At 41.6% G+C, this 26,589-nt stretch carries 27 protein-coding genes; 14 read left to right on the forward strand and 13 right to left on the reverse strand.

Annotated features, from left to right (window positions below):
- Nucleotides 1-40: 40 nt before the first annotated feature.
- Entirely contained in the window at nucleotides 41-1,648 is a 1,608-nt protein-coding gene (gene lysS, locus ACE3JL_RS04400; RefSeq protein WP_375328922.1) for a lysine--tRNA ligase, read from the reverse strand.
- A gap of 220 nt (nucleotides 1,649-1,868) precedes the next feature.
- Here lysS and ACE3JL_RS04405 point away from each other — a divergent pair, with 220 nt between their 5' ends.
- Complete coding sequence (locus tag ACE3JL_RS04405) at nucleotides 1,869-2,525, forward strand: class I SAM-dependent methyltransferase (RefSeq protein ID WP_002756909.1); 657 nt, start codon at nucleotides 1,869-1,871, stop codon at nucleotides 2,523-2,525.
- Here the strand turns inward: ACE3JL_RS04405 and ACE3JL_RS04410 are convergent.
- Nucleotides 2,483-2,737 carry a hypothetical protein gene (locus ACE3JL_RS04410; protein WP_061430124.1) on the reverse strand — a complete coding sequence of 85 codons (255 nt, stop codon included), beginning with the start codon at nucleotides 2,735-2,737 and terminating at the stop codon, nucleotides 2,483-2,485. The two genes, ACE3JL_RS04405 and ACE3JL_RS04410, sit on opposite strands and share 43 nt — an antisense overlap.
- Nucleotides 2,734-2,961 (reverse strand): hypothetical protein, encoded by a 228-nt coding sequence (locus ACE3JL_RS04415; protein WP_375328923.1) that lies wholly within the window; start codon nucleotides 2,959-2,961, stop codon nucleotides 2,734-2,736. The genes ACE3JL_RS04410 and ACE3JL_RS04415 overlap by 4 nt, the downstream gene beginning before the upstream one ends.
- 617 nt (nucleotides 2,962-3,578) lie before the next feature.
- Here ACE3JL_RS04415 and ACE3JL_RS04420 point away from each other — a divergent pair.
- Nucleotides 3,579-3,968, forward strand: coding sequence for a hypothetical protein (locus ACE3JL_RS04420; RefSeq protein WP_375328924.1), 390 nt, complete (start codon nucleotides 3,579-3,581; stop codon nucleotides 3,966-3,968).
- 451 nt (nucleotides 3,969-4,419) lie between these two features.
- Nucleotides 4,420-6,864 (forward strand): tetratricopeptide repeat protein, encoded by a 2,445-nt coding sequence (locus tag ACE3JL_RS04425; protein WP_375329582.1) that lies wholly within the window; start codon nucleotides 4,420-4,422, stop codon nucleotides 6,862-6,864.
- 103 nt (nucleotides 6,865-6,967) lie between these two features.
- Here ACE3JL_RS04425 and ACE3JL_RS04430 read toward each other — a convergent pair whose 3' ends face one another.
- The 7 genes from ACE3JL_RS04430 to rpmF all read right to left on the reverse strand — a co-directional run bounded on the left by ACE3JL_RS04430 (nucleotide 6,968) and on the right by rpmF (nucleotide 10,550).
- Nucleotides 6,968-7,276, reverse strand: a complete 309-nt coding sequence (locus tag ACE3JL_RS04430; RefSeq protein ID WP_002750254.1) for a DUF1515 domain-containing protein — start codon at nucleotides 7,274-7,276, stop codon at nucleotides 6,968-6,970.
- Between the two features lie 112 nt (nucleotides 7,277-7,388).
- Nucleotides 7,389-7,829 (reverse strand): DUF4164 domain-containing protein, encoded by a 441-nt coding sequence (locus ACE3JL_RS04435; RefSeq protein WP_375328925.1) that lies wholly within the window; start codon nucleotides 7,827-7,829, stop codon nucleotides 7,389-7,391.
- Between the two features lie 112 nt (nucleotides 7,830-7,941).
- Complete coding sequence (locus tag ACE3JL_RS04440) at nucleotides 7,942-8,316, reverse strand: DUF4164 domain-containing protein (protein ID WP_375328926.1); 375 nt, start codon at nucleotides 8,314-8,316, stop codon at nucleotides 7,942-7,944.
- 112 nt (nucleotides 8,317-8,428) lie between these two features.
- A complete protein-coding gene (locus ACE3JL_RS04445) occupies nucleotides 8,429-8,968 on the reverse strand; it encodes a DUF4164 domain-containing protein (protein WP_375328927.1) in 540 nt (179 codons plus the stop codon).
- A gap of 112 nt (nucleotides 8,969-9,080) precedes the next feature.
- Nucleotides 9,081-9,395, reverse strand: a complete 315-nt coding sequence (locus ACE3JL_RS04450; protein ID WP_375328928.1) for a DUF4164 domain-containing protein — start codon at nucleotides 9,393-9,395, stop codon at nucleotides 9,081-9,083.
- Nucleotides 9,396-9,586: 191 nt separating this feature from the next.
- Nucleotides 9,587-10,186: a sulfite oxidase-like oxidoreductase gene (locus ACE3JL_RS04455; RefSeq protein WP_271988270.1), complete on the reverse strand. Its 600-nt coding sequence runs from the start codon at nucleotides 10,184-10,186 to the stop codon at nucleotides 9,587-9,589.
- A gap of 181 nt (nucleotides 10,187-10,367) precedes the next feature.
- Entirely contained in the window at nucleotides 10,368-10,550 is a 183-nt protein-coding gene (gene rpmF / locus ACE3JL_RS04460) for a 50S ribosomal protein L32 (protein WP_004161392.1), read from the reverse strand.
- Between the two features lie 461 nt (nucleotides 10,551-11,011).
- On the opposite strand from rpmF, the gene ACE3JL_RS04465 reads away from it, so the two are divergent.
- Nucleotides 11,012-11,878: a response regulator gene (locus tag ACE3JL_RS04465; protein ID WP_271988269.1), complete on the forward strand. Its 867-nt coding sequence runs from the start codon at nucleotides 11,012-11,014 to the stop codon at nucleotides 11,876-11,878.
- The gene (locus ACE3JL_RS04470) at nucleotides 11,875-12,165 is read left to right on the forward strand and encodes a circadian clock KaiB family protein (RefSeq protein ID WP_002752661.1); all 291 of its coding nucleotides are present in this window, start codon (nucleotides 11,875-11,877) and stop codon (nucleotides 12,163-12,165) included. The genes ACE3JL_RS04465 and ACE3JL_RS04470 overlap by 4 nt, the downstream gene beginning before the upstream one ends.
- Before the next feature lie 60 nt (nucleotides 12,166-12,225).
- Here the strand turns inward: ACE3JL_RS04470 and ACE3JL_RS04475 are convergent, their stop codons facing one another.
- The 3 genes from ACE3JL_RS04475 to raf1 all read right to left on the reverse strand — a co-directional run bounded on the left by ACE3JL_RS04475 (nucleotide 12,226) and on the right by raf1 (nucleotide 15,398).
- A complete protein-coding gene (locus ACE3JL_RS04475) occupies nucleotides 12,226-12,849 on the reverse strand; it encodes a type I restriction endonuclease subunit R (protein ID WP_271988268.1) in 624 nt (207 codons plus the stop codon).
- A gap of 5 nt (nucleotides 12,850-12,854) precedes the next feature.
- Nucleotides 12,855-13,892, reverse strand: a complete 1,038-nt coding sequence (gene csaB / locus ACE3JL_RS04480) for a polysaccharide pyruvyl transferase CsaB (RefSeq protein WP_375328929.1) — start codon at nucleotides 13,890-13,892, stop codon at nucleotides 12,855-12,857.
- A 426-nt stretch (nucleotides 13,893-14,318) separates the two neighbouring features.
- Nucleotides 14,319-15,398, reverse strand: coding sequence for a RuBisCO accumulation factor 1 (raf1, locus tag ACE3JL_RS04485; RefSeq protein WP_190359661.1), 1,080 nt, complete (start codon nucleotides 15,396-15,398; stop codon nucleotides 14,319-14,321).
- A 213-nt stretch (nucleotides 15,399-15,611) separates the two neighbouring features.
- Here raf1 and ACE3JL_RS04490 point away from each other — a divergent pair, with 213 nt between their 5' ends.
- The 9 genes from ACE3JL_RS04490 to ACE3JL_RS04530 all read left to right on the forward strand — a co-directional run bounded on the left by ACE3JL_RS04490 (nucleotide 15,612) and on the right by ACE3JL_RS04530 (nucleotide 26,299).
- A complete protein-coding gene (locus tag ACE3JL_RS04490; RefSeq protein ID WP_036402228.1) occupies nucleotides 15,612-16,412 on the forward strand; it encodes a BMC domain-containing protein in 801 nt (266 codons plus the stop codon).
- A gap of 547 nt (nucleotides 16,413-16,959) precedes the next feature.
- On the forward strand, nucleotides 16,960-17,976 hold the full coding sequence (locus tag ACE3JL_RS04495; RefSeq protein WP_375328930.1) for a toll/interleukin-1 receptor domain-containing protein: 1,017 nt from the start codon (nucleotides 16,960-16,962) through the stop codon (nucleotides 17,974-17,976).
- Nucleotides 17,977-18,663: 687 nt separating this feature from the next.
- Nucleotides 18,664-20,397, forward strand: a complete 1,734-nt coding sequence (locus ACE3JL_RS04500) for a hypothetical protein (protein ID WP_375328931.1) — start codon at nucleotides 18,664-18,666, stop codon at nucleotides 20,395-20,397.
- A 525-nt stretch (nucleotides 20,398-20,922) separates the two neighbouring features.
- The gene (locus ACE3JL_RS04505) at nucleotides 20,923-21,759 is read left to right on the forward strand and encodes an EcoRI family type II restriction endonuclease (protein WP_375328932.1); all 837 of its coding nucleotides are present in this window, start codon (nucleotides 20,923-20,925) and stop codon (nucleotides 21,757-21,759) included.
- 37 nt (nucleotides 21,760-21,796) lie between these two features.
- Nucleotides 21,797-22,807 (forward strand): adenine-specific methyltransferase EcoRI family protein, encoded by a 1,011-nt coding sequence (locus ACE3JL_RS04510; RefSeq protein WP_375328933.1) that lies wholly within the window; start codon nucleotides 21,797-21,799, stop codon nucleotides 22,805-22,807.
- 395 nt (nucleotides 22,808-23,202) lie between these two features.
- A complete protein-coding gene (locus tag ACE3JL_RS04515) occupies nucleotides 23,203-24,075 on the forward strand; it encodes a bstEII (protein ID WP_375328934.1) in 873 nt (290 codons plus the stop codon).
- 2 nt (nucleotides 24,076-24,077) lie between these two features.
- Nucleotides 24,078-25,391 carry a site-specific DNA-methyltransferase gene (locus tag ACE3JL_RS04520; RefSeq protein WP_375328935.1) on the forward strand — a complete coding sequence of 438 codons (1,314 nt, stop codon included), beginning with the start codon at nucleotides 24,078-24,080 and terminating at the stop codon, nucleotides 25,389-25,391.
- A gap of 250 nt (nucleotides 25,392-25,641) precedes the next feature.
- Nucleotides 25,642-25,944 (forward strand): hypothetical protein, encoded by a 303-nt coding sequence (locus ACE3JL_RS04525; RefSeq protein WP_375328936.1) that lies wholly within the window; start codon nucleotides 25,642-25,644, stop codon nucleotides 25,942-25,944.
- Nucleotides 25,925-26,299: a type II toxin-antitoxin system PemK/MazF family toxin gene (locus ACE3JL_RS04530; protein WP_375328937.1), complete on the forward strand. Its 375-nt coding sequence runs from the start codon at nucleotides 25,925-25,927 to the stop codon at nucleotides 26,297-26,299. The genes ACE3JL_RS04525 and ACE3JL_RS04530 overlap by 20 nt, the downstream gene beginning before the upstream one ends.
- Nucleotides 26,300-26,589 lie beyond the last annotated feature (290 nt).

The raw sequence follows: 26,589 nt of genomic DNA on the forward strand, positions 1-26,589 counted from the left end.
AGCCTAGGGGTTGACCAGTTCGGTTAACCCTTTTTTCTGTCTATTCAGAAATAAGAGCAAGCTGAGATTCATTTATTTGCACAACATCTTGAAGACGAGTAATCACAAAATCACGCTCTAAATATGACAGCAAAGCTCCAGCTTTTGGCCCACGCTCTTTACCTAAGAACGATAAATAAACAGCTTTAAATGCAAGGGGTTGCTGCATTTCTAACTCTTTTGCTGTTGCAAATAAAGTTGTTTGCAATTCGTCAGCTTCCCAAACCTTAACATCTGTCAAGCTATGAGTTAGCTGTCTGAGATAAGCAACCTGCTCTTGAGTCAAGTCCCTAACTTTCTCAGGAACCCTGTCAAGATAAAGAACCAATTTCTCTTCTTCGTCAGCATAATCCGCCAACCATTTTTGGGCAACTGAAATCCTTTGATTGGCAATTTGCCAATCATATTCGTTTAAAGGCTGAGTACTACGTTTTTCAATCTCTTGACGAATATCGAGGTGAGGCACTTGCAGTAAAGAAATCAGCGTGCTGAGATCAACAGGATGGTAAGGCTTAATCACTCCATCAAGTTGAGAGTAAAACAGTGGCATTAACTCTTCAGGCAAAGCAGATTCTTGCTGGGCATCTGCTGATAAAGCTTGATACTTATCAGCTAGAGAATCGTAGTCTCTAAATAGCCTGGTTGTCGTTTCATAATTGGGCGCAAAGTTAATAACCGTCTTAGGCTGAGTTCGTAGCATTAGAAATCGAAGTAGCTCAGGAGGAAGTAACTCAGCGATTTCTTTGGCGCTTGAACCAACCCCCTTTGATGAACTCATCTTTGTGCCATTGACCAAAATGAATTCGTAGGGTGAATGGAAAGGTGGCTGTTTTCTTAGCACTTTTCGACAAATTGCATTCGCAACATCTCTAGATCCTCCTTTCTGGGAGTGATCTTTACCCGCAAGCTCAATGGTGATTCCCAATAAATCCCACTTTGCCACCCACTCAACTTTCCAAGGTAATTTACCATTGCCATCAAAAGGAGAAACCCAGCCTGAATGACCACAACCTTGAACCCAATCCGTTGCATCAGGTTTGCAAGTATAGAAAACTTCTGACCCGTTATAATCTGACACAACCGTTGTTGCAATCTTGCCGCAATTTTCACAAGCGATCTGAAAGGGATACCAGTTATCTGGCCGACGCGCTTTGCTCACCTCTAGATAGGCTTCTCTGACCAAATGAGCGTTTTTGAGGAAGGTATCAATGTAGGAATTCAAGCGACCTGAGCGGTATAGATCACGCAAGTAGTAAACCTCTGGTCTAACCCCCAAATGCTCGAAAACCTCTAGAAACTCCCCCATGAAGTACTTTGCATAATCGCTGGCACTATTGTCCGGTGAAGGGACATTGCAAAGGGGAAACCCTAAGTAAGGTGCAAACTTCTCTCGATCGAGATAATGGGGAACAGTATCAAGTGCATCATAATCATCAACACCATAGAGGAATTTCGATGATTTACCACCATGTTTTAAGGCTCGATCAATCACATCATGGATCACAACCCCTCTCAACGATCCAACATGAACTCTTCCAGACGGGGTTTTTGAATCGTTGACAACTTGGTTTATTTGTGCATCCGCAGCAATTTTGTCGGCCCAAAACATGAATTAACCTTATGTATCTACAGTCTTTACATTTTACATTCTAAGGGAATATCCAATACTTGACATACTCAGTTATCTGGAGTAGGTCGAGATGAGGTGTAAATTTTTGGCCTGGGTTCAGGGTATCGTCTTCTTTGTGCCATCTAACTTTGACCAGTTCGGTTAACCCTTTTTTCTGTCTGTGGGGTATGTTAAGAATAGTAAAATTAACTTGACAAAAATGCTCCGACCCGAAGAAAGAACTAAACTCGATCCGACGAAAGACAGCGATTTTTATGCTTTTCCCCGCTTTGTCACCCACGTGGATGAGGGTTTTATCGATCGATTAACCGCTCTCTACCGAGAGATATTATCGCCGAATACGCGCATTTTAGACCTGATGAGCAGCTGGGTGTCCCATTTACCGGAGGAGATGGAATTTGAGCATATCGAAGGTCACGGGATGAATGGGGAGGAGTTAGCCAAAAATCCCCGCTTGCATAGTTATTTTGTCCAGGACCTCAATGCACAGCCAAAATTGCCCCTAGGGGATAGTTCTTTTGATGCGGTGTTAATCACAGTGTCGGTGCAGTATTTGCAGTATCCAGAGGCGATTTTTGCGGAACTGTATCGCATTTTAAAGCCTAATGGTCTGGTGGTGGTTAGTTTTTCCAATCGGATGTTTTACCAAAAAGCGATCGCTGCTTGGCGCGATAATAGCGATTTAGGCCGGGTAGCGTTAGTGAAATCCTATTTTAAATCGGTGGCGGGATTTAGGGAAGTACAGGCGATCGTTCGTCCTGCTACTACCCCCAGTTTCCTACAAATGTTAGGAATTATGGTTGCTGATCCCTTCTATGCAGTGATAGGAAAAAAAGAATCCTCTCTAGGATTATAGTCATCGTTTGAATTCTTAATCCCTAATGCTCGCCATCCAATGCCGACTCTGACTGACCAGATTTTTTCTCTTGGTTTCACCTCTTTGAACTCTAGGCTGGGGTGAAATGGATTTTCTTTCCAAATCTGGTAATTTTTCTTGGCTGTTTCTTGTACCCTTTGCGGCAAACTTAGAAAAAGTTGACGAAACCTCTTGGTTCTGGATGACTTCATTCTTCCCCAAAGCCTTTATCTTCTGTTCTCCCCTCTTGTTCTTCTATCAGAGCTTCCTGTGCCATTGTTATTAAAGCTCCCAATTCCAGATCCTCGTTGGAAAGGCTTTTCTGCCATTTTAATTCACTTTCAATATCTTCCAGCAATTGTTGAGCAAGTTCATCTTGAAGATGCTCTGGCAGTTTCTGGATTTCTGTGAATGCTTTTTGCAATAGAGTAGTCATGTTTTGTTCATGTTTTACGCGTATTGAACTATTTTACTACTTTTTCTACTCTTGCAATCTAACGGTTTAAGTTTGTCTATAGCTTTATTGTCAACGACTTTAGGGAATAACGGGCTTCAATAAAAGGGCTTCTGAGGGCTGCTCAAGCATTAATAAGCTGTTCGTAATTTAAATTGCTTGTTGAGACGAGGCAAGAGGCAACAGTAAAAGAATTGGAGGAGATTCGGCTAATCTAAGAATAAGCAGTTTAAATAGGGTTTGCTGAATAAATGTGAAATGTAGGCAAGGTAGGGGTTTTGTGGCTTTACGAGCGAAACAGGTGCAAGATTTTTGCGTCTTCATCGGCCCGCGTCCTGTAGGGGCGAAGCATTTGGGCATAACCTATCGGTGAAACCGGAGATTTTCTATCCGAATGCTTCGCCCGTACTTTTTGCCGCAAACCCTAAATATGTCTTAGCTTACCAGCGCGTCCGCTTCGCTCTAATCTCAATCCTGTTGTGGCAACGATATCAGAGTTTTGTTTTTTACTTTTTGAACAGTCAACCAAACATTTAAACCGTCCACAACTGCTGTTGCCGTTGTGCTAGAATGGCGAAAAATTCTCGCCATTGATAATTATGTTAGCAGAGTTAGCCGCCGCCGAAATCGCTAAAATCGCCTTTGAAGCTGTTATCGGTAAATTAACGGAAGGAGCAATGGATAAAGGTGTAGAATTGTGGCAAAAAATTAAGCAAAAGTTACAAAAGGAACCCACCGCAGCCAAGGTTTTAGCGGCAGCCGAACAAACTAAATCCGAGGCGATGATTGAACAGCAAGTGGTTCCTTTTTTACAGGTAGAAATGCTCAAAGACCCCAATTTTGCCCAAGAAATCCAAATCCTAGCACAACAAATTAAACAAGTTATCAACAGTGGCAATCAAGAAAGTATCGCCATGAATGCCACAGCTTATGATAATAGTACCGTTAAAATGGTAGGAAAAATCGAGGCTGATACAGTTAATTTCTAAATCCTAATGGCTCTCTTGGGTTAGTTGGGTAAAATGTATCACTGAATACATTTTATTATTCCCTATTTGCCAGAAGAGAAGGATGAACCACAAAGGCACAAAGGACACAAAGAGTAACTAGCGATCGATTAATCAAACTTATCACAGGAAAGACAAGAGAGCCATCCTAATTTTTATCTCAAGAAAAACCCCAATTTTTCTCATGACTTCAGAAACTAATTCCAACGAGATTAATCTATCGGCAACGGCCCAGGATCAATCTAAAGTAAATTTAATTGGCAAAATCGAGACTAAAAATCTAATACTTTCCGAGGAACTTTTAAACCGATTGGAAACTCCATCGGGGGGTATTTTCAAGGGAGGAAATGCTCGAAAACGTCTCGCCTATTGGCAAGGAAGGAAGGAGGAAATCACCCAAATTAAGCAGTGGTTTACTGATCAAAATGTTGCGATGATTGGCATCAAAGGAGTTGGAGGAATTGGAAAATCTACCCTAGCCAGCAAAATTTTTGAGGAGGAAATTACCCTCGATCCTTCCCTAGGGGACGATGAAGATTTATTCCCAAAACGCTTTTGGTGGGAAGCGGGAAATCTGGGCGGATTTAGTGGTTTAGCTCGCCAACTCCTGACGGAATTTGGTTATCCTGTCCCCAAAGAAGAAATAGATTTACAGGAAGCTTTAATCAGACAATTGCAACGCCATCGCCACCTAATTATTATCGATAATCTAGAGAGTTTATTAGGGGAAGATGGTTCTTGGAATAATGAATTTTATCAGCAGTTTTTCACTGCTTGGATAGAAAAAGGTGACACCAGCAAAATTATAGTCACCACCAGAGAAAAGCCAAAAACTAAGGGTTTTAACCGTTGGATTGAGCTAAAAGGTTTGAACCCTCCTGAAGGGGCGCAATTGTTAGCAGAATCGCAAATAACAGGGGATCTAGAGAACTTTTCTCGACGGGTGGATGGTCATCCATTACTCCTGCGATTGGTGGCGGATTTAATCTTAGCAGAATTTCCGCAAAACCCCAGTTTAGAAAGGTTAGCGGATTTAGGATTAGGAAATTTATCGCAACTTTTGAGCGATCCGCAGGTGGTGGGGAGCCATCGTCAAGAGACAGTGGGAATTGCTTTAGTTTTAGATGCTAGTTTTCAGCGACTTAGCCAAAGACAGCAGGAATTATTCACTAAAACCAGCATTTATCGCCGAGAATTTGATTCTCTGGCAGCCAAAGCGGTGATGGATAATTACCCAGAGATCGCACTATCCGAGATCACGGCAGATCTGCGAGAATTACAGCGACGATCATTATTAGAAGAAAAAGAGGAAAATCGCCAGCGAATTTTTAGTTTTCAGCCTTTAGTTTGGGAATATGCACAATACAAAGCCGGCGATCAAAGGGAATTACACCAAAAAGCGATCGCCTATTATCTTTCTATTGCTCAACCCGACTCCTGGGAAATCCTCAACGATGTGCAACCTTACCTAGAAATTTTCTATCATTGCTATCAGTTAACCGAGTACGACAATGCTTTTGATATTCTCCGTGCTATCGAGGATTTTCTCACCCGACGGGGGTATTATCAAACCCTAGCCGATTATTACCTTGAATTAGTCACTGTTTACCAACAACAGGAGGAGCAAACCAACTGGAAATATACCGCATCCCTCACCAGTTTAGGCAATGTTTACTATTCCCTAGGAGAATACCAAAAAGCGATCGAGTTTCATCAACAATCCTTAGCAATCGATCGGGAAATCGGTGATCGGGGGGGTGAAGCGAAATCCTACGATAATTTAGGCAATGTTTACTATTCCCTAGGAGAATACCAAAAAGCGATCGAGTTTCATCAACAGTCCTTAGCAATCGAACGGGAAATCGGTGATCGGGGGGGTGAAGCGGCATCCTACAATAATTTAGGCAATGTTTACTATTCCCTAGGAGAATACCAAAAAGCGATCGAGTTTCATCAACAGTCCTTAGCAATCGAACGGGAAATCGGTGATCGGGGGGGTGAAGCGGCATCCTACAATAATTTAGGCAATGTTTACTATTCCCTAGGAGAATACCAAAAAGCGATCGAGTTTCATCAACAGTCCTTAGCAATCAAACGGGAAATCGGTGATCGGGGGGGTGAAGCGAAATCCTACAATAATTTAGGCAATATTTGCCAATCCCTAGGAGAATACCAAAAAGCGATCGAGTTTTATCAACAGTCCTTAGCAATCACACGGGAAATCGGTGATCGGGGGGGTGAAGCGAAATCCTACAATAATTTAGGCAATATTTGCCAATCCCTAGGAGAATACCAAAAAGCGATCGAGTTTCATCAACAGTCCTTAGCAATCGAACGGGAAATCGGTGATCGGGGGGGTGAAGCGGCATCCTACAATAATTTAGGCATTGTTTACTATTCCCTAGGAGAATACCAAAAAGCGATCGAGTTTCATCAACAGTCCTTAGCAATCACACGGGAAATCGGTGATCGGGGGGGTGAAGCGTATTCCTACAATAATTTAGGCAATGTTTACCAATCCCTAGGAGAATACGAAAAAGCGATCGAGTTTCATCAACAGTCCTTAGCAATCAAACGGGAAATCGGTGATCGGGGGGGTGAAGCGAATACTTGGTTTAATCTGGGACTTACCTACTATAAACTCAAACGTATATCGGAAGCGAAAGAAGCATTTCTTCAGTCGCGGGAATTATTTCAAGCATTGGGGTTAGCAGGATATGTTCAAAAGTGCGATGATCAAATTCGGCAATTAGAAACCCGAAAATATCCCTTAATCGTTGCTTTCTTTCTGGGGGTGATTAAGTTTCCTTTAGTTTTAATTGGGGGGATTATCGTGGCATTGTGGCGATTGTTAAAAAGATGGTTGAGGAAAGCATAATTAGGGGTAGGATGGGTTAGATATCCCTTATTTTTAACCGGAGTTTGACATCTGCTAATTTCCCCTCATAACTACCCTAAAGTGAGAAATTATAGTAATATTTCTAAGGATTACCAGAAAAGAAAGAGCGCCACGCTGCCGTGCCGATCGCTCCTCCTAAAAGAATAATTAACGTCCAAACTTGATTTTTTTGGGTTCCTTCCACCTTTTCTAGTCTTCTATCCATCCCATCGACTTTCTCAGTTAGTTTTGCTTGTCCTACCTCTAGCTTAGTGAGCCGTTCGTCGATTTTATCAAATTTCTGGTTAATATCTTGTTGTAAGGTATCGATTTTTTGGTTAACCTCCTTGATGCTGTCTTTGATTTCCTTGAGGACGGATTCAAGACTATAAGTAACGGTTTCGTTGGACATTTTGGTAACATCCCTGGGAGTAATGATAGTATAATAATTTTATTTTAATCCTAAATCTGGTTATTAGAAACTGATTACCTATTGCCTAGTATTTAGTCTTATGGTAATATTTCTAGGGATTACCAGAAAAGAAAGAGCGCCACGCTGCTGTGCCGATCGCTCCTCCTAAAAGGATAATTAACGTCCAAACTTGATTTTTTTGGGTTCCTTCCAGCTTTTCTAGTCTTCTATCCATCCCATCGACTTTCTCAGTTAGTTTTGCTTGTCCTACCTCTAGCTTAGTTAGCCGTTCGTCGATTTTGTCAAATTTCTGGTTAAAATCCTTCTGTAGGCTATCAAATTTCTGGTTAACATCTTGTTGCAAGGTATCGATTTTTTGGTTAACATCCTTTTGTAGGCTATCAAATTTCTGGTTAAAATCCTTCTGTAGGCTATCAAATTTCTGGTTAACATCCTGTTGAAAGGTATCGATTTTTTGGTTAACTTCCTTGATGCTGTCTTTAATTTCCTTGAGGACAGATTCAAGACTATAAGTAACGGTTTCGTTAGACATTTTGGTAACATCCCTGGGAGCAATGATAGTATAATAATTTTATTTTAATCCTAAATCTGGTTATTAACAACTGATTACCTATTGCCTAGAATTTAGTATTATGGTAATATTTTTAGGGATTACCAGAAAAGAAAGAGCGCCACGCTGCTGTGCCGATCGCTCCTCCTAAAAGGATAATTAACGTCCAAACTTGATTTTTTTGGGTTCCTTCCACCTTTTCTAGTCTTCTATCCATCCCATCGACTTTCTCAGTTAGTTTTGCTTGTCCTACTTCTAGCTTAGTTAACCGTTCGTCGATTTTATCAAATTTCTGGTTAAGATCCTTCTGTAGGCTATCAAATTTCTGGTTAACATCTTGTTGCAAGGTATCAAATTTCTGGTTAACATCCTGTTGAAAGGTGTCGATTTTTTGGTTAACTTCCTTGATGCTGTCTTTAATTTCCTTGAGGACGGATTCAAGACTATAAGTAACGGTTTCGTTAGACATTTTGGTAACATCCCTGGGAGTAATGATAGTATAATAATTTTATTTTAATCCTAAATCTGGTTATTAAAAACTGATTACCTATTGCCTAGGATTTAGTATTATGGTAATATTTCTAAGGATTACCAGAAAAGAAAGAGCGCCACGCTGCTGTTCCGATCGCTCCTCCTAAAAGAATAATTAACGTCCAAACTTGATTTTTTTGGGTTCCTTCCACCTTTTCTAGTCTTCTATCCATCCCATCGACTTTCTCAGTTAGTTTTGCTTGTCCTACTTCTAGCTTAGTTAACCGTTCGTCGATTTTCTCAAATTTCTGGTTAAGATCCTTCTGTAGGCTATCAAATTTCTGGTTAACATCTTGTTGCAAGGTATCGATTTTTTGGTTAACATCCTTTTGTAAGCTATCAAATTTCTGGTTAAAATCCTTCTGTAGGCTATCAAATTTCTGGTTAAAATCCTGTTGTAAGGTATCGATTTTTTGGTTCACTTCCTTCTGTAAGCTGTCAAATTTATGGTTAACATCCTGTTGCAAGGTATCGATTTTTTGGGTGACATCTCTTTGTAGGGTGTCGATTTTTTGGTTAACTTCCTTGATGCTGTCTTTAATTTCCTTGAGGACAGATTCAAGACTATAAGTAACGGTTTCGTTAGACATTTTGGTAACATCCCTGGGAGTAATGATAGTACAATAATTTTATTTTAATCCTAAATCTGGTTATTAAAAACTGATTACCTATTGCCTAGTATTTAGTCTTATGGTAATATTTCTAAGGATTACCAGAAAAGAAAGAGCGCCACGCTGCTGTTCCGATCGCTCCTCCTAAAAGAATAATTAACGTCCAAACTTGATTTTTTTGGGTTCCTTCCACCTTTTCTAGTCTTCTATCCATCCCATCGACTTTCTCAGTTAGTTTTGCTTGTCCTACCTCTAGCTTAGTTAGCCGTTCGTCGATTTTCTCAAATTTCTGGTTAAAATCCTTTTGTAGGCTATCAAATTTCTGATTAACATCCTTTTGTAGGCTATCAAATTTCTGGTTAACATCCTGTTGAAAGGTTCGGAAGCGAAAGAAGCATATCTTCAAGCGCGGGAATTATATCAAGCATTGGGGTTAGCAGCGGATGTTCAAAAGTGCGATCAGGCAATTCGGAGATTATAATTAACCAGTTGCGATCGAGTAAAAATTTGTTGCTTACCCCTTGACTTTTGCTTGTTTTAATGATGCGAATTAGCGGACTTGATTGCTTATCTCACCCGATTTTAAGCCAAAACTGGTTAAAAACCGCTATAACGTTCCTCTAACCAGGGATCGCCTCGTCGATGGTAGCCATTACGTTCCCAGAAACCGGATTGCTCTCGATCGAGAAATTCTAAACCATTAATCCATTTAGAACTTTTCCAAGCGTAGAGATGGGGAACAACTAAACGCAGCGGACCACCGTGGTCGGGGGGTAAAGGTTGACCAAACAGTTGAAAAGCGAAAAAATTATCCTCGTGCAGGAACTCCTCTAGGGTCAGGTTAGTGGTATAACCGCCATAACAGTGTTGCATGACGTGGGTAGCTTCCGGCAGCAGGTCAATTAAGGTCATAAAATCCGATACCTTAACTCCCGTCCAAGTCACATCTAATTTTGACCAACGGGTGACACAGTGAAAATCCTTGGTAAACTCCGACTGCGGTAGGGCCATAAAATCCGACCAGTTAAAAGTTTTAGTCGTGGCCACCTTTCCCCAAACCTTGAATAACCAGTTCTCGGTCTTGATTTGGGGAGTATCCCCGTAGGTAAGCACAGGAAAACCACTAGCGAGATATTGGCCCGGAGGAACTCGGTCTTTATCGGGAGATGCTGGTTTTTTAAAAAATTTGCCTAACATTGTTTGAGACTCGCGACGAAAATTCTAAACAAATCTTAAAATATGAGGGAGCGAAAAGGTTTTCCATACTTCACTCCCCACCATTAAGTTATCACACCGTCCTAGACCTTGAGGAAATTTATTCGGTGTTAACAGCGAACCACAGCCAAATTTTTCCGGTAACTGAAGACTGATAGGAATATTATTCCTCGTCTTCCCCTTCTTCTTCCTCTTTAGTGGGATAGACAAAGCTGTTAGAACGACCAGAAAGAACAGATTTACCCAAAGATAAGGCTTTTTGGGCTTCCCGCTCCGCTTGCTTTCTCCAGTGCGCTCTCCGTTGGTCGCGCTTGGCATTTGAGGTTTTCTTCTTGGGACAAGCCATAGTATTTTAACGATAGTTATAGACTCACAACCTTTCTATTCTACTCCCTATTTCCCTAATCGGCTCGATCAGCTGTTGATTATCTAAATTACCCGTTAAGACAGCAGGGGAGAAGACAGTAATACTAAATCCGTTGAGTATAGGTAACATATCAGGATAGGCACTCATGCAAGAGGCAACAGGCAAAAGGGGGAATAAATAATCAGTTTTTAATAACTGGATTTAGTATAATTCGTGGGGAGATGGGGTGTGGGGAAAAGAAAGAAATAGATTGTTTGCTTGGAGTAGAAAAGCGATTTTTTGGGTTAAAAATCCTTAAATTAAAGACTTTAAGAGCAATTTCAACCTAAAATCTCAGTTTTGCTGGAAATCTATCTATTGTGATTTTGTCCTTGAGTTTCCCAAAGATGAGCGTACTATGAGAGTAGGGGAAAAAAGATAATTTTAGCGATCGATTAACAATGACTAGGGATCTCTGTAGGATTTTATTGATAGAGGATGAGCCGACGACTGTTAAACTAATCCAAAGATTGCTGTTAAAGGCCCCCCAATGTTCCCTAGCTGAGGGGTTGACTTTTACCCTCACCCAAGCTCAGGATCTAGAGGAAACTGCCAAAAAACTAGCTGGGGAGAAATTTGATCTCATCCTCTTAAGCTTGGAAATCTCTGTCCCCCCCGGTTTAAATATCCTAGTCAAAACCAGAGAATTAGCCTCTACTATACCGATAGTGGTTCAAACCACTAGCAATGATGAAAAATTAGTCGTTAAAGCCTTTCAACTGGGGGCTGATGGTTATATTCAGTTAAATAATATCGATAGTAGTCTTTTAGTCTATCAAATTCGTGTGGCGATCGAGCGCCAGCAATATATCCTCAATCTTAAACATCAACAACAGGAAGAAGAATTTCGCGAACTGGAACAGTTAATCAAGGGAGGACAAACTAGCATCACGGCGAAAATGTTCGGTTCTGAGGCAATAAGGCAGAGTATTCCCGATATTTTCCAAGAATTAGTCCAAAATTACGGAGAATTATTAGACTTAGCTTTAGAAGAACAAGCATACAAAGTGGAACATAATCTATCGGAACGACTGCGAAGCTTGGCCGATAAGTTAGGATTCTTAAAAGCTAGTCCTCGCGATGTGGTGGACATTCATACTACCACCCTACGCCAAAAAAATCAGGATGTCACCCTAGCCAAAGCGCAGGCCTACGTTAGCGAAGGTCGTCTCATGGTTCTGGAATTGATGGGTTATCTCGTCTCTTTCTACCGTAAATACTATATCGGTCTCAGCAACATTAAACTGTTCAATAACACGCAATCATGAGTCAATATCTTCTCAAACTCTACATTATGGGTGATTCAAGTAAATCCCAGAGGGCGATCGCCAATATTTTTCGGATCTGTCGCGAGGAGTTATCTGATCTTTATACGGTAGAAATAATTGATGTTCTCGAACAGCCGCAATTAGCGGAACAGGATAAAATTCTCGTAACTCCTACTTTAGTCAAACAACTTCCCCCACCCCTACAAAGAATTATCGGCGATATGTCCAATACTCAAAAGGTTCTCCTTGGTTTGGATGTTATCCCCAAAGACTCCCATCTCAATTAGGATTCACCTAAAAATTCTTCCGGTTAGGTTTTTCCTCGCTAATAAGCTCTAATCTTGATTTTATTTGACCGCTGCACCGATATGTTTTAAAATCTGCAAAACCCTATATAGTTCTTCTCTGGAAATAAAGGGAGCAAATATCCTAGATAGGGCATAATGATGGACATTAGCTCTCAATTTGACCAATAAAATATCATCTCCATTGGTGACGAGAGCAAAGCTAGGTTTTTCTGGCCGGGGATTAGCCATCAAATAGGCCAAGGTTTGCGGTAAGGCAGTCCAAACCGATAGGGCAGTTTTTTTGTATTCTACAATTACCACCCAAAACTGATTTAACCAGACTAACACATCGATTCTACCCGATAGTATTTCTTCCCCATCATCGATGGTTAAGCTTACCGATTCCTCTGTGCGTACTCGCAAAAGCGGATCGTAAAAACCCGCAATCGCTAGTAGGGGAGAAACTAACAATAAAGTCACGGTTCCTTCTAATAACTGTCCCGCCGATCTTTGGTATAAATATCTTTGTCTTAGTTCATCCAAACTCTTTTTTTCATGGCTAGATAGAGACAGTAAATCACTTTGCCATTCGGGAAAAAATGCCCTATCTTCTGTTAAGGAGAGATTAAATCTTGTCTCAGCTAGGGCAATAGTCGTGATCGCTTCAGTAATAGCGCTCGACATAAAAATTAGCTCACCAATCTAGATAAAACTTCTCGATGAATTAAAGCTCGATCGATTAAAAAATGTTTGCGATCGCTGGTTAATCTCTCTCCATTGGCATAAAAATTAATCCAAGCATTACTAATATCATTAACTGTTTCTGGTAACTGATCTAATTCCCAACCCTGCATCGGGACTTCAGCAATTAATCGCGACACTTTCGGATCATAACTAAGGGCAAAACAACGACAATCTTCTGCTGCGGCCATAATTAAACTATGAAAGCGCATTCCGATCACCATTTCTACCCCGCGAAATAAGCCTTTTAACTGTCTTGGATCCTCTAAACTAATGATTTGATGATTTTCCCTTAATTGACGGGCTACAGCTTCACAGAGGGGCAAATCCCGTGACTTTTGAAAAGGGACTAAGAGAATAAACGCCCCCGTACTAATTTGTAAATCAATTAAAGCTTGGGTTAATTTATCTAATTTTGCCGGGGTTAATAGGGGATGGGGACGTAAATTGACGGCGATTCTTGGGGCGGGTAAATCCGATAATCCCTTGACTGATTGAGCTTCTAAAGCCCATACTGGATCGGGGGCAACAATGGGACTAATACCCCAATCGGCAACTAAATGAGCCGATATATCATCGCGCACAGTAACTAAACTACATTGTTGCAAAACTTTTTTGGTTAACCAACGGGTAAAAGGTCTATTTAATGGTCCAATTCCCTGGCCCCAAGCAATAGTTTTTAAGCCCAATAATTGAGCAAGAGCCATTAACCCACCGTAATAAATTGGACTGGCAAAACTGGTGACATCCTGCATTAAACTGCCACCACCCCAGATAAATATATCGGCTTTTTTAAGAGTTTGAAAAACTTGCCACCAATCCCGACTAGGACAGGTTTCCACTCCATAACGTTGACTGGTTTCTCTGGGATTATTTGACAAAACAATAGGTTTAATTTCTGACGGCAGCATCTGCAATAGAGACACTAATAATGCCTCATCTCCTCCGTTTCCTCTCCCATAATATCCACAAATTACTGCACGCATATATCAGTTATCAGTTATCAGTTATCAGTTATCAGTTATCAGTTATCAGTTATCAGTTATCAGTTATCAGTTATCAGTTATCAGTTATCAGTTATCAGTTATCAGTTATCAGTTATCAGTTATCAGTTATCAGTTATCAGTTATCAGTTATCAGTTAATAGTGCTTTTCACGTTACTGAGGTATCGACAAGTTTTGCCAACAAAGGGTTTAAGCTCCTTGCTCATACCTCATTCTGATGAAAACTGCTAAGTAGTCGTGCAAAATTAATTTCCTAGTAAAGATAGGCAAAAGGCAAGAGGCAAAAGGCAAGAGGGGGTTAGATATGTGTAATTAATTTTGCTTAGGTACTTATATCTATTTTATTATTCCCACTCATAACTAATAGCTTAAACCTGATCACTGGTTACTGATCACTGATCACTGATTTAGTCGTCCATTTGCCAGGGTTCGGTGATGTTTTTTTCATCAAGGATATTTTTTGCTCTTAAAATCAAGACCAATTCACCTAGTATGGTGACATCGGGGGAACTATCAAACCATTGTAAAAAGACAGAATTATCCCTCTCCACTAGATAATAATTGTTCACGTCCCATTCGGCAAAAACTCGATCGATCACTAATAACACTTCCTCGGATCTGGTGGCAATCGATCGAGGTAATTGATCACTAGGCCATAAAATAGCTACAGGATCGATCGCCTTGAGAATTGCTTGCCAACCGGGGAGAGGGACAATCGTTTGTTTATCCCCCACCGTTACCAGTCGAAAAGGTTCCTCGACGCTCAAACTTTCTGTGCATTTTATATCAGTTACCGTCACCGGAAATCTTCCTACTAAAGGAATAATTCTGGCTAATTCGTCCTCATCCTGTAAACGATGGACGGGTAGCAACGGTGCGCTACGGGTGGGAGTAACGGTAAAATCTTGTAGTAAAGACTCGATCGCCTGTCTGGCCGAGTCAGAATGGGCAAATTTCAACCCTTTAGCGATTAATTTTGCTCTTTCGGCTAAATCTCGCTTTTGTTTGCCCCGTTTCCAGCACTGATAAGCGATCGCATCTCCAGGATGACGAGTAAATTCACTGGGAATCTGGGATAAACGGGAAAAATCTTGGATAGCTTTGGCGATATCGTGTGCTTCAGCCACCTCAATCCTTTTTTCTGCCGCTAATTTCGCTGCCCCTAGTCTTTGTTCTTGGTTGAGAATCCGCAATTCGTATAGCACATCACTGCGCGGCCCGATGTAGTAACTTAACAAATCTTCAGCTGCCCCCGCTTTGATTAAACTCTCAAAAACTTGGGCAGCGACAATAATTAAATTTTGTTGGGCATTTTGAAAACCGGTTTGTTCAAAAATTAACTGGGAATCGTAGCCAGCTTTTTGCAGTTTTTGACATTTTTGCCCCCAATTCACCCAATTTCCTTCCTTATGAAGCAGCGATCGCATTAATTCGGTCGCTTCCGTTTCGCTGATTCGATCATCTGTACTGCGAGGCTGTTCTGTCATAGACAACTTGATCAAGCTACAATAACTAAAATTTATCTAATCCCTAAAAAATCTTCAATAGCAATTAAGGTTAACAGGATAGACTAGATAGTAACAGGATAGCTGACAATCACCCCCTTCGTACCTGTTAGGGCAAGTTTATCTTCAATGTCTAGATTAAGAGTTAATGGAAGCATTCCCCCCTCGTCCACAACTAACCCCAGTCAAAGGACGATGAAAACCAAGCGTCACCCCAAAGATAGCGCCTTGGGTTTAGTCTCTACCCTCAGCTTTCCGGCGATCGTCGGGACAGCGGATATGATGTTAAAATCGGCAGAAGTTACCCTCGTGGGTTACGAAAAAATTGGCGGTGGTCACTGTACGGCGATCGTGCGTGGTAATATTGCCGATGTGCGGTTAGCAGTGGAAGAAGGGGCAAAAACCGCCGCACAGTTCGGACAATTGGTATCTAAATCGGTTATTCCCCGACCAATGCCCAATTTAGAGGTAATTTTCCCAATTGGTAGCCGTTTAGCCGAAATTGCCCAAAGTCAACGGGGTTTCAGCAAACTGAGCAATATGTCGATCGGTCTCTTGGAAACCCGCGGTTTTCCTGCTATGGTGGGGGCAGCCGATGCCATGTTAAAATCGGCCGATGTGCAGTTAGCTTCCTACGAAACAATCGGGGATGGTTTGTGTACGGCCATTATCCGGGGTTCCGTCGCTAATGTGGCCGTAGCCATTGACGCGGGAATGCGGGAAGCAGAGAAAATCGGTGAACTGCACGCGGTGATGATTATTCCCCGTTTATTGGAGGATTTAGAACATACCCTACCGGTGGCCAGCTACTGGTTAGAAACCCCCGAACCTTTACCGATGTTGTTACCCAATACTGTCCGGGAAAAACAACGGGAATTAGTCGCTTTACCGGAATTGGAAAAAACCAAAATACCGATTCGTCGCCAAGAAATGCAGGAAAAAGTGTTAGAAGAAGTGATTCCCGTGGAAGTTATCACCGATGAGGACATTTATTAATTTTTATTTTCAACTTTGCTCCTGTGCTGCTAAAAGTACAGGAGCAAAAGGTTGAATTAGGATTTGCGGCAAAAAGTTTGTTGGTTGGTGTGTATTTCCCAGTAAAAAATCTTTACAGAGTCCCCCGACAGTTAAACGAATCGAATAATTATAAATTTTTGTCAAGGGGTGCGACCAGATCGAATAATCATCGGTAGAATTAGCCTAATTGTCAGGAATTTGGTTAAACAAGGTTTTTGGCAATACGCTAATCTGGCTAACACGCTTTTGGGCGTAATATAGGGAAAAGTTCTGGCGATCGCGTCTAAATAGATTGATATACCGAAAGTTTCCGTATAATATATAGTTAGCTGTACTATCCTCCCATAGAAATATCCGTTTTCAAATGACAAAACCTTGGCTCTTCGGTTTGTCTTATGCAATGGACGGGGGTTATAAGGGATGGAACCCTTATATAGAAAGGCATTTGGCGATTTTTGTCAATTGTTTTTCATCTAGAGCGAACTCATCAATTAAGTCTGTTGCCAGATAAGGATTTAGTCAATTTATGCCCCCCTATCGAACCATACCAAGTAACGAAGAGCCAAAACCTTTTGAGCTTGCTCTTTCCTTTGCTGGCGAGGATCGCGAGTATGTAGATCAGGTTGCGAATTTACTGCGAGATTCAGGTGTCAAGATTTTTTATGACCTATTTGAAGAGGCAAACCTTTGGGGAAAGAATCTTTATGACTATTTAACAGAGATTTACAAGGATAAGGCTCGTTATACAATCATGTTTATTTCGGAACACTACGCCCGAAAAATGTGGACTAACCATGAACGACAGGCAATGCAGGCGAGGGCATTCCAGGAGAACCAAGAATATATACTGCCTGCACGCTTTGATGAAACACCAATTCCTGGAGTCTTGCCAACAATTGGATACATCTCTCTAAAGGACAAAAAACCTCCTGACTTTGTTGGGATAATTAAAAAGAAACTCATTAACAGTGGTCTCTCAATCCCCTCGGAGTCAACACGCAGAGCTTTTTTTTCAGTAGATAAGGGTCTACGAATCAATCCAATATGTGGACAGATAGAGGTAGTTTCAACTGAAGGTTTGCCGATTGAACGCGCATCTTTAACGGCAATCGCAGATAACAGTACTACAAAAAGCGCCGTGACATCTTCTGACGGCAAAGCCGTGATCGAAATCCCTACTAGACGGTTATACCGCTTGCTAGTAGCTCACCCTCAGTATCCTGGTGCCTTGATTCATTCTTGGGATCCGAGCGATGACTTAAAGGTTACTTTATTGGAATCAGAAAATACTGGTTCGGTAATTTGTCAAAGCACTTGCTACATTCCTGGACTTGAAGGGCGACTAAACCCAATTTTAGATACCTCTAATCGGACTTATCTCTATGCGGACAATATTGCAATTAATGGTGGTGTTCAACAACCTGGAACATTCATTGTTGATGAGCCTTTTGAGCTTGAGGACTGTAATGGCATGGTCATGCAAGTAAGAGTATTATTCATTCAAGGAAGAACCTCATTACTTCAATACATACATCCACGCTGACACGATAGCTAAGACTCGCTTGGAGCCGTAGGGTGCGTTCCCTAAGGTGGCTCTTACTGCTCCAGCGCTCGATTTTGGGGAACGCACCATGTACATTGATTTAAATTGTGGGTTAAAGTGCGATGTGGGCTAATCTGGCTAACAGGCTTTTGGGCGTGATATAGGTAAAAGTTCTGGCGATTGCGCCTAAATGGGGTGATATGCCGAAAGTTGACCCATATCGTTAGTCTGGAGAGTGTTATGCAGAAAGCTTCCGTATAATCCCTAGTTAGACAGTCACTATGATTCGGTCGCCTAGAGAGGGGCTGTGGATTGGTTTCGCAGCCCCAACCTCCCATGGCTCCCTGCCCACCCCATTGACTTGAGACCCATACTTTTGCAAGGGTTCTCAGAGATGTGTCCCTCAGTCAGATCCCTATCCATTATAGGGATCTTTCTTAACAATTTTTGCAGTAAGCACTCCAACCCTTATCCTGACTTGATTTCAGTTTTTTCTTTGTCAGTAAGGGTGTCAACAAGGAATATTACAGATTGTTAACCGAGTCTTGAAAGCCTTGTGCCACAAAGGTTTGAAATGTTAAGAAAGATGTGACTAAAGGACAGGTCAGATCCGGGGGACGCCAGCCCAGAAATTAGGTGCTAAGCTTATCTTTGAAAATCAAGTAGAAATTACTGGAGGATGCAATCATGCCGACACTTCGAATTCTGTATATAGAATGTATAACAACAGGTACAGGTCTTTTCTGGAAAGAGAATGATAAAGCGTTCTCGAAACTTCTAGGTAACATCTTGGACGCTCAGAATAGGTTGCTAGGAACGGCTGGAGCGATAACAGGGTTGACGCCTTTGAAGGTGCTGAAAGATGCAATAAACGTGGCGGGAGACGTATGGAAGGAGGTGACCGATCTGATTGAAAGCCTCGGTCTTGACGGCTCAGATGATTTCTATATAAGTCTTTCTGACCAGGAGAGACAGCAGAAGGTATGGCCTTTACAAGAAGACTATTTTGAATTGGGTAATGAAAGACCTCGAATCACTCTTGATCTAACAATTCCATACGATAGGACGATAACAGTCTATTTTTGGGAAAGAGATACTGGAAGTGACGATGATATTCTTGGTAGTCTCTCTGTGATTAGCCATGAGCTTGCAGGGAGAGGGGGTGAACCTGACACTGCTACAGGTATATTTGTGGGAAGCAAACAAGAAAATTCCTTGTATTACATCGTATTTTCGGGCGGTGTCGCCTTAAACAGCGATGGAAAACCGTCCCCATTAGGAACATCCGCTGCTGCTCTTTCTAAGATTGGCAGCTCTTCATCAGCTCTTCAAGTAGATCTGGCAGATTTATTATCGGTAACTGCCATCAGCGGAGTGCCCGGTGGGGTGACATTGTTTGCGATCAAGGGTGATCGAAAGGTGTGGAGCCAGTATTATGATCCCCGCGTTGAGAATCCAGCATGGTCAGGATGGTTTGAGTTAGGCGGTGGCGTTTCCCCAGAAACCACAAACGTGTCTGCCGTTAGCTCATTACCCGGCGCAGCCAGTCTCTTCGTTGTCGGTTTAGATGGCCGAATTTGGAGCAAGTTCTATGATCCCAGAATTGCAGATGCTAAATGGTCTGATTGGTTCCCCCTCGGAGATAACACATTTCCACCAACATCGGTGGTAACTGCCATCAGCGGAGTGCCTGGTGGGGTGACATTGTTTGTGGTCGGCCATGACCGAAAGGTGTGGAGCCAGTATTACGATCCTCGCGTTGAAAACCCAGCGTGGTCAGGATGGTTTGAGTTAGGGGGTGGCGTTTCCCCAGAAACCACAAACGTGTCTGCCGTTAGCTCATTACCCGGCGCAGCCAGTCTCTTCGTTGTCGGTTTAGATGGCCGAATTTGGAGCAAGTTCTATGATCCCAGAATTGCAGATGCTAAATGGTCTGATTGGTTCCCCCTCGGAGATAACACATTTCCACCAACATCGGTGGTAACTGCCATCAGCGGAGTGCCTGGTGGGGTGACATTGTTTGTGGTCGGCCATGACCGAAAGGTGTGGAGCCAGTATTACGATCCTCGCGTTGAGAATCCAGCATGGTCAGGATGGTTTGAGTTAGGGGGTGGCGTTTCCCCAGAAACCACAAACGTGTCTGCCGTTAGCTCATTACCCGGCGCAGCCAGTCTCTTCGTTGTCGGTTTAGATGGCCGAATTTGGAGCAAGTTCTATGATCCCAGAATTGCAGATGCTAAATGGTCTGATTGGTTCCCCCTCGGAGATAACACATTTCCACCAACATCGGTGGTAACTGCCATCAGCGGAGTGCCTGGTGGGGTGACATTGTTTGTGGTCGGCTATGACCGAAAGGTGTGGAGCCAGTATTACGATCCTCGCGTTGAAAACCCAGCGTGGTCAGGATGGTTCCCTCTTTAAACCTATTCTTACTGGTTCGGCTACTGGGATCTGTTTTAAAACATGCCCCAGAATTTTCATGCAAGCCTCTGGTTATTACTTGATAGAGGATTTGAACTTCTGACCTCCAAGGTACCGGAGGTGTCTTTTCTCTCCCTAATGGCTTGCAGACGCCGCTGGTGCTGAGTTTGAGGTTAATGGCAGCCCCTGAGCGCGGTTGTCAGCCCTCAGTGCGATCGCCATCGCCGTAGGGTGCGTTCCCTAAGGTGGCTCCTACTGCTCCAGCGCTCGATTTTGGGGAACGCACCATGCACATTGATTGAAGCTGTGGGTTAAAGTGCGATGTGGGCTAATCTGGCTAACAGGCTTTTGGGCGTGATATAGGGAAAAGTTCTGGCGATTGCGCCTAAATAGAGTGATATGCCGAAAGTTAACCCATATCGTTAGTCTGGAGAGTGTTATACATAAAGTTGGTGTATAATTTTTAGTTATACATACATTATCTGTAGCAGAAAGTGGAAGATTTAAGTAAAGAAAAGGCACAATATGACTAAAAAGAATCAATCAAAAAGATTAACGAATCAACATAAAGAGTCTAAAGGTGTAGTTGGTATATTTGGAGATGAAGCAAAATCACACGACATAACTGTTGGAAAAATTTCACTTTTTGTAATTGAACAGCTTGAAAAGGAGTTTCCTCAATTATCTTTTCAATACAAAACGAGCATAAAAAAAGAAGAAATAAACGAAGCATTAAAGAAAATTGACCCAGAATTAGGACAAACACTTTTTGTATCAAATTCAAGTATTATACCCGATGGTGGAATAATAGAAGTAAAAGATGATAACGGTAATTGGAGAATCGTTTTAGTTTCGGAAGCTAAACATCAGGGGAAAGACATTGAAAACATCAAAGCAGGAAAACTTGTAGGAGCAAAAAATGATCAAGATTTGATGGCTGCCGGTAATGCGATAGAAAGATCCCATAAAAACATATCTGAAATCGCTAATTTGATGTTATCTGAATCTCATTTTCCCTATGTATTATTTCTAGAAGGCTCAAATTTTTTAACAGAAACTATTTCAATTAAAAGACCCGATGGAAGGGTTGTAACGCTTGAATACAATTCAGGAACGCTAAATAGATTAGATAGGTTAACTTCTGCAAATTATGGAATGCCCATTAATACCAATTTGTGTAAAAATAAGTTTGTCAAGCATAAAGATAAAACAATTATGCTTCAAGCAACTTCTATATACACACAAGGAAATGGCGAAAAACGGGATGTCAAAAAAATGTTTGATATTATGCTTGAAATTTCTAAAACCTCTCTTAAAGTATTAGGCAGTGAGATATTTAATCAGATAACCAAAAGTAAATAACTAAAACAAAGATTTATTAAATCAAAATAGGTTGAAAATGGTAAGAAATGCAACAAACGAATTATTACAAAAAGCTAAGAAATCAAAAAGCGACGAGTTTTATACACAGCTTTCAGATATAGAAAGCGAATTACAGCATTATAAAAGTCATTTTGAAAATCAAGTAGTTTATTGCAATTGCGATGACCCCCGAATTAGTAACTTTTTTAATTATTTTACCTCAAATTTCAAGGAATTAGGTCTTAAAAAAATAATAACATCTTGTTATAGAGAGCAAGTAAAAAATTTATTTAATACAGAAGAAGATGAAAAAGGTTTTTTCTTTGAATATACAGGTACAGAAGGCGAAAAAAACAAACCAAGTTCAACTGACCTAGTTTACTTTAATGGAGATGGTGATTTTCGTAGTTCGGAAAGCATTGAACTATTAAAGCAGTCCGATATTGTTGTTACCAATCCCCCATTTTCATTATTCAGAGAGTATGTAGCTCAATTGGTTAAATACGATAAAAAGTTTTTGATAATTGGAAATATTAATGCAATAACCTATAAAGAAATTTTCAAACTTATTAAAGAAAACAAGGCGTGGTTAGGAATAAATCTTGGTAGAGGTATTTCAGGTTTTATTGTACCTGAACACTATGAACTATATGGAACAGAAACTCGAATAGATAACTCTGGTAATAGAATAATCTCACCGAACAATTGTTTATGGCTTACTAATTTAGATAATTTTAAGCGGCACGAAGATATAGAACTTACAAAAAGATATTTTGGCAACGAAGTTCAATATCCAAAGTATGACAATTATGATGGAATTAATGTTAATAAAACACAAGACATACCAATAGACTATAAGGGATATATGGGGGTGCCAATAACATTTTTACATAAATTTAATCCCGAACAATTTGAAATAATTAAATTCAGGAAAGGGAATGATGATAAAGATTTATCAGTAAATGGTAAATGTCCGTATTTTAGAATACTAATCAAGAATAAACGAATACAAACTGAATATATTGATTTAACTGACCAAGAAAGATAAGGTATAACAAATCGTTGCATCTGACATTTTTCCGCTACGATCCAAAATGTAGGTGAACTCGATCATTATGCTCCAAAGCTAGTGCGATGCCGAAGGCACTGCGTAGCAGTACGCAATCTTGTAGGGTGCGTTCCCTAATGTGGCTCCTACTGCTCCACTAATAGATTTTGGGGAACTCACCATGCACATTGATTGAAACTGTGGGTTTAAGTGCGATGTGGGCTAATCTGGCTAACAGGCTTTTAGGCGTGATATAGGGAAAAGTTCTGGCGATTGCGCCTAGATGGGTTGATATGGCGAAAGTTGACCCATATCGTTACTCTGGAGAGTGTTATACATAAAGTTGGCGTATAATATGTAGTTAGAACCTCTTAAATAGTGGGTCTGCAAGCTCAATGAAAAAAGGACAAAAATTTTCCGACTACAAATCCGAAGCTGAGGCGTGGATCACACTCGCCACAGGTGAGTATTACCCAGATATTCTTCCGGACGCTTGCCGATTATATGAGCCAGTTCTAGTCGAGTTTGGGCTATTGCTAAAGACATCGCATTCTTCCACTAACTTTTTCACCTCTATTATGGACACGAGGAATCAGTGGATGCGCACGCAGCTTTGCCGTGTATTTAAGAAGTACGTTAGCCCACAAACACCAGTGGAAATGTTAAAACGAAAAACAGACGCAGATAAAATATGCGCTCAGTTTGGTGATGCTTTCAGGAATATTGTCGAAGTCCAACAAAAATTTGACAGTCGCCCCATGCCCGACGAAGCTTTATGCGCAGTACTTTGGGAATACAAGGATCGCGGTAAAAAAGGCTATGACTTAACTGAAAGGTTATTCGATGTTCTGCGCAGCCAGCATATCGGGTTGGTTGTTACGGGCCCTGAAAGAGCGGGTAAAGATGTACTGCTAGAAAATGTTTTTAATGATTACCCGAAGCCAGATCGTCCAGTAGATTTCGTTATCAGTGAAGGCGAGAAAGTGCTTGCTATTGGTTTGGCGCGCTACGACTCAGATCGCGGTGGCGCACAGGAGGATGATCGCACGGGTCAATATCGTGAAGTTGCCCAAGAGATTCTTGGCTATGCAGACAGTCATGGATTGCCACATATCAAAGTAATTTATGTGAATGACGGCCCAGGCCTCTTACTTGGTTCTATGTGGAATGATTACGCTTACATCGAAGATCAATGGCCAGACCGAGTAAAGGTGGTCACGCTGCGCATGGTTCCAGAACGCATCACATCTGAATGGTTGAGGTCTTAAGTATGGCGGTTCCAATTCCAGGCATGGGAAATCGTACAAAAGGAGAAAGGGTGTCGCCTGTGGACACTAATGGTTTTCGCCTAGAGTACCCCGGAAAAAAGGCACAAGAAGATATTCTTGCGCTTCCCGCAGGACACTACTCGCCAAATTCGGCATATTCAGGCGGCGATAATAGGCTTTACCACGCGGACAACTTGGCTGTACTTGCGGCTTTAGCTAAGGATGAAGCCGTAAGCGGAAAAGTGAAACTTGTTTACATCGATCCTCCATTTGCAACGGCATCATCCTTTGAGTCAAGAAAACAAAACCATGCTTATGACGATCATCTTGTTGGACCTGATTTTGTTGAAACGTTACGCGAACGCCTAATTTTAATTCACCGTTTGTTGGCCGATGATGGTTCGCTATACCTTCACCTTGATGAAAGAATGATTTTTCATTTTCGCGTCGTCTTAGATGAAATTTTCGGAGAGAAAAATTTCCGAAATTGCATAACGCGCAAGAAGTGCAATCCTAAGAACTACACGAGAAAGACATACGGAAATGTAGCCGACTACATTCTTTTCTACACAAAGAGCGATAACTATGTATGGAACCGACCAATTGAACCATGGGATGAAGTTAAATCAGTAAAGGAGTATCCATGCCTTGATCCCGATGGGCGCAGATACAAAAAAGTACCCGTCCATGCTCCCGGTGTCCGTAACGGGGAAACAGGTGGGGAGTGGAAAGGCAGGCTGCCGCCACCCGGAAAGCATTGGCAATATAAACCGTCAACCCTAGATGAGATGGATGCCCGTGGAGAGATTTATTGGTCGCCAACGGGAAACCCGCGCCGAAAAATCTATCTTGAAAATAGCGCTGGAATTCCAGTGCAAGACATTTGGATGGACTTTCGTGACGCGCATAATCAAAACATTCATATAACCGGCTATCCAACGGAAAAGAATCCTGCACTTCTTTCTAGAATTATTGAAGCATCATCAAATCCCGGTGATCTTGTCCTAGATTGCTATGCAGGGTCTGGAACCACATTAGTGGTGGCATCAGAGCTTGGGCGAAAATGGATTGGTGTTGATCGTAGCCAGGAGGCTATTACAACAATATTGCATAGGATGGCTAATGGCTCGGATCGTATGGGTGATTTTGTCAATGATAAATCCAAAAAAGCTTCATTGCCATTATTCAGCATTGCCGACTTCACACTTTTTGAAGAGGCTGCGGAAGAAAACATTCAGCCTAAAGATGTTGACATTACATCGCCAAACGGGGTTCTAACAATTCGTTCCAGCGGACGCGCTAAAGCGCGCCGCTGAACTTATCCGTTATGCTAAACCAATAAGCTGTAGTGCGATACCGAAGGCACTGCGTAGTGCGATGCCGAAGGCACTGCGTAGCAGATCGCAATCTTGTAGCCGTAGGGTGCGTTCCCTAATGTGGCTCCTACTGCTCCAGCGCTCGATTTTGGGGAACGCACCATGTATATTGATTGAAACTGTGGGTTTAAGTGCGGTCGCCGATCTTAATAAGCTACATTAACAACAATACTTAAAGAGAAGGCTTAAAATGGTTAAATCAACTTTGTACACGACAGCAAAAGTCCTACCGGGAAATAGAATTGAAATTGAATCTCCAGATCTGACTGTAGGACAAACTGTTGAGGTGGTTATTTTGGTTGAAGAAGTTAGTTCTGATTATTCCACCACCGAAGATATATCTCCATCCTTAAAACAGCGTCTTGCTTTTCTGAAGTTACCAATGACTGAACGGAGGAATCTTCTCAAAAGTCAGGCTGATATAATGCTCTCTCACTATCAACAAGATTCTGAATGGCAGCAGTTAATGGCAGGTGACATCATTGACTATTAACCCTGAGCTGCCAAAACGTGGAGAAATTTGGTTAGTCAACTTCGATCCTACTATGGGTGCAGAAATCAAAAAAGTGCGTCCTGCTGTCGTCATCAGTTCCGATTCAGTAGGAAAGCTTCCTATCAAGCTTATTGCTCCTATTACAGACTGGAAAACATATTTTTCCGCAAATTTCTGGCACGTTAAAATTGAACCTAACAGTATCAATGGATTGAATAAAGCTTCTGCAATTGATACTCTTCAACTAAGGGGGGTGGATTTACAAAGGTTTATGCGTAAATTAGGAAGCGTTTCTGAAATTACAATGCTGGAAATTGTAGCCGCCATTGCTACTGTAATCGAATTTGAGGTCTAACAAATGATTGCACCCGACCGTGTGTTAGATAACTCCTAATCATGTAAACGTAGTCAATTCAGCTGGTAGGCTGCGTTCCCTAAGGTGGCTCCTACTGCTCCATCGATCGATTTTGGGGAACGCACCATGTACATTGATTGAAACTGTGGGTTAAAGTGCGATACCGAAGGCATTGGGTAGCACCCCTAGATGGGGTTGGAGGGATTGCTTTAGGGCGCTATACTGGGTTATAGGGGTTTTCAAGATTAGTGCTATTTCTCATCAAATCCTATGCTAGACTGGTGCTAGAT

Source organism: Microcystis sp. BLCC-F210 (assembly GCF_042134685.1).
Classification (GTDB): Bacteria; Cyanobacteriota; Cyanobacteriia; order Cyanobacteriales; family Microcystaceae; genus Microcystis; species Microcystis aeruginosa_D.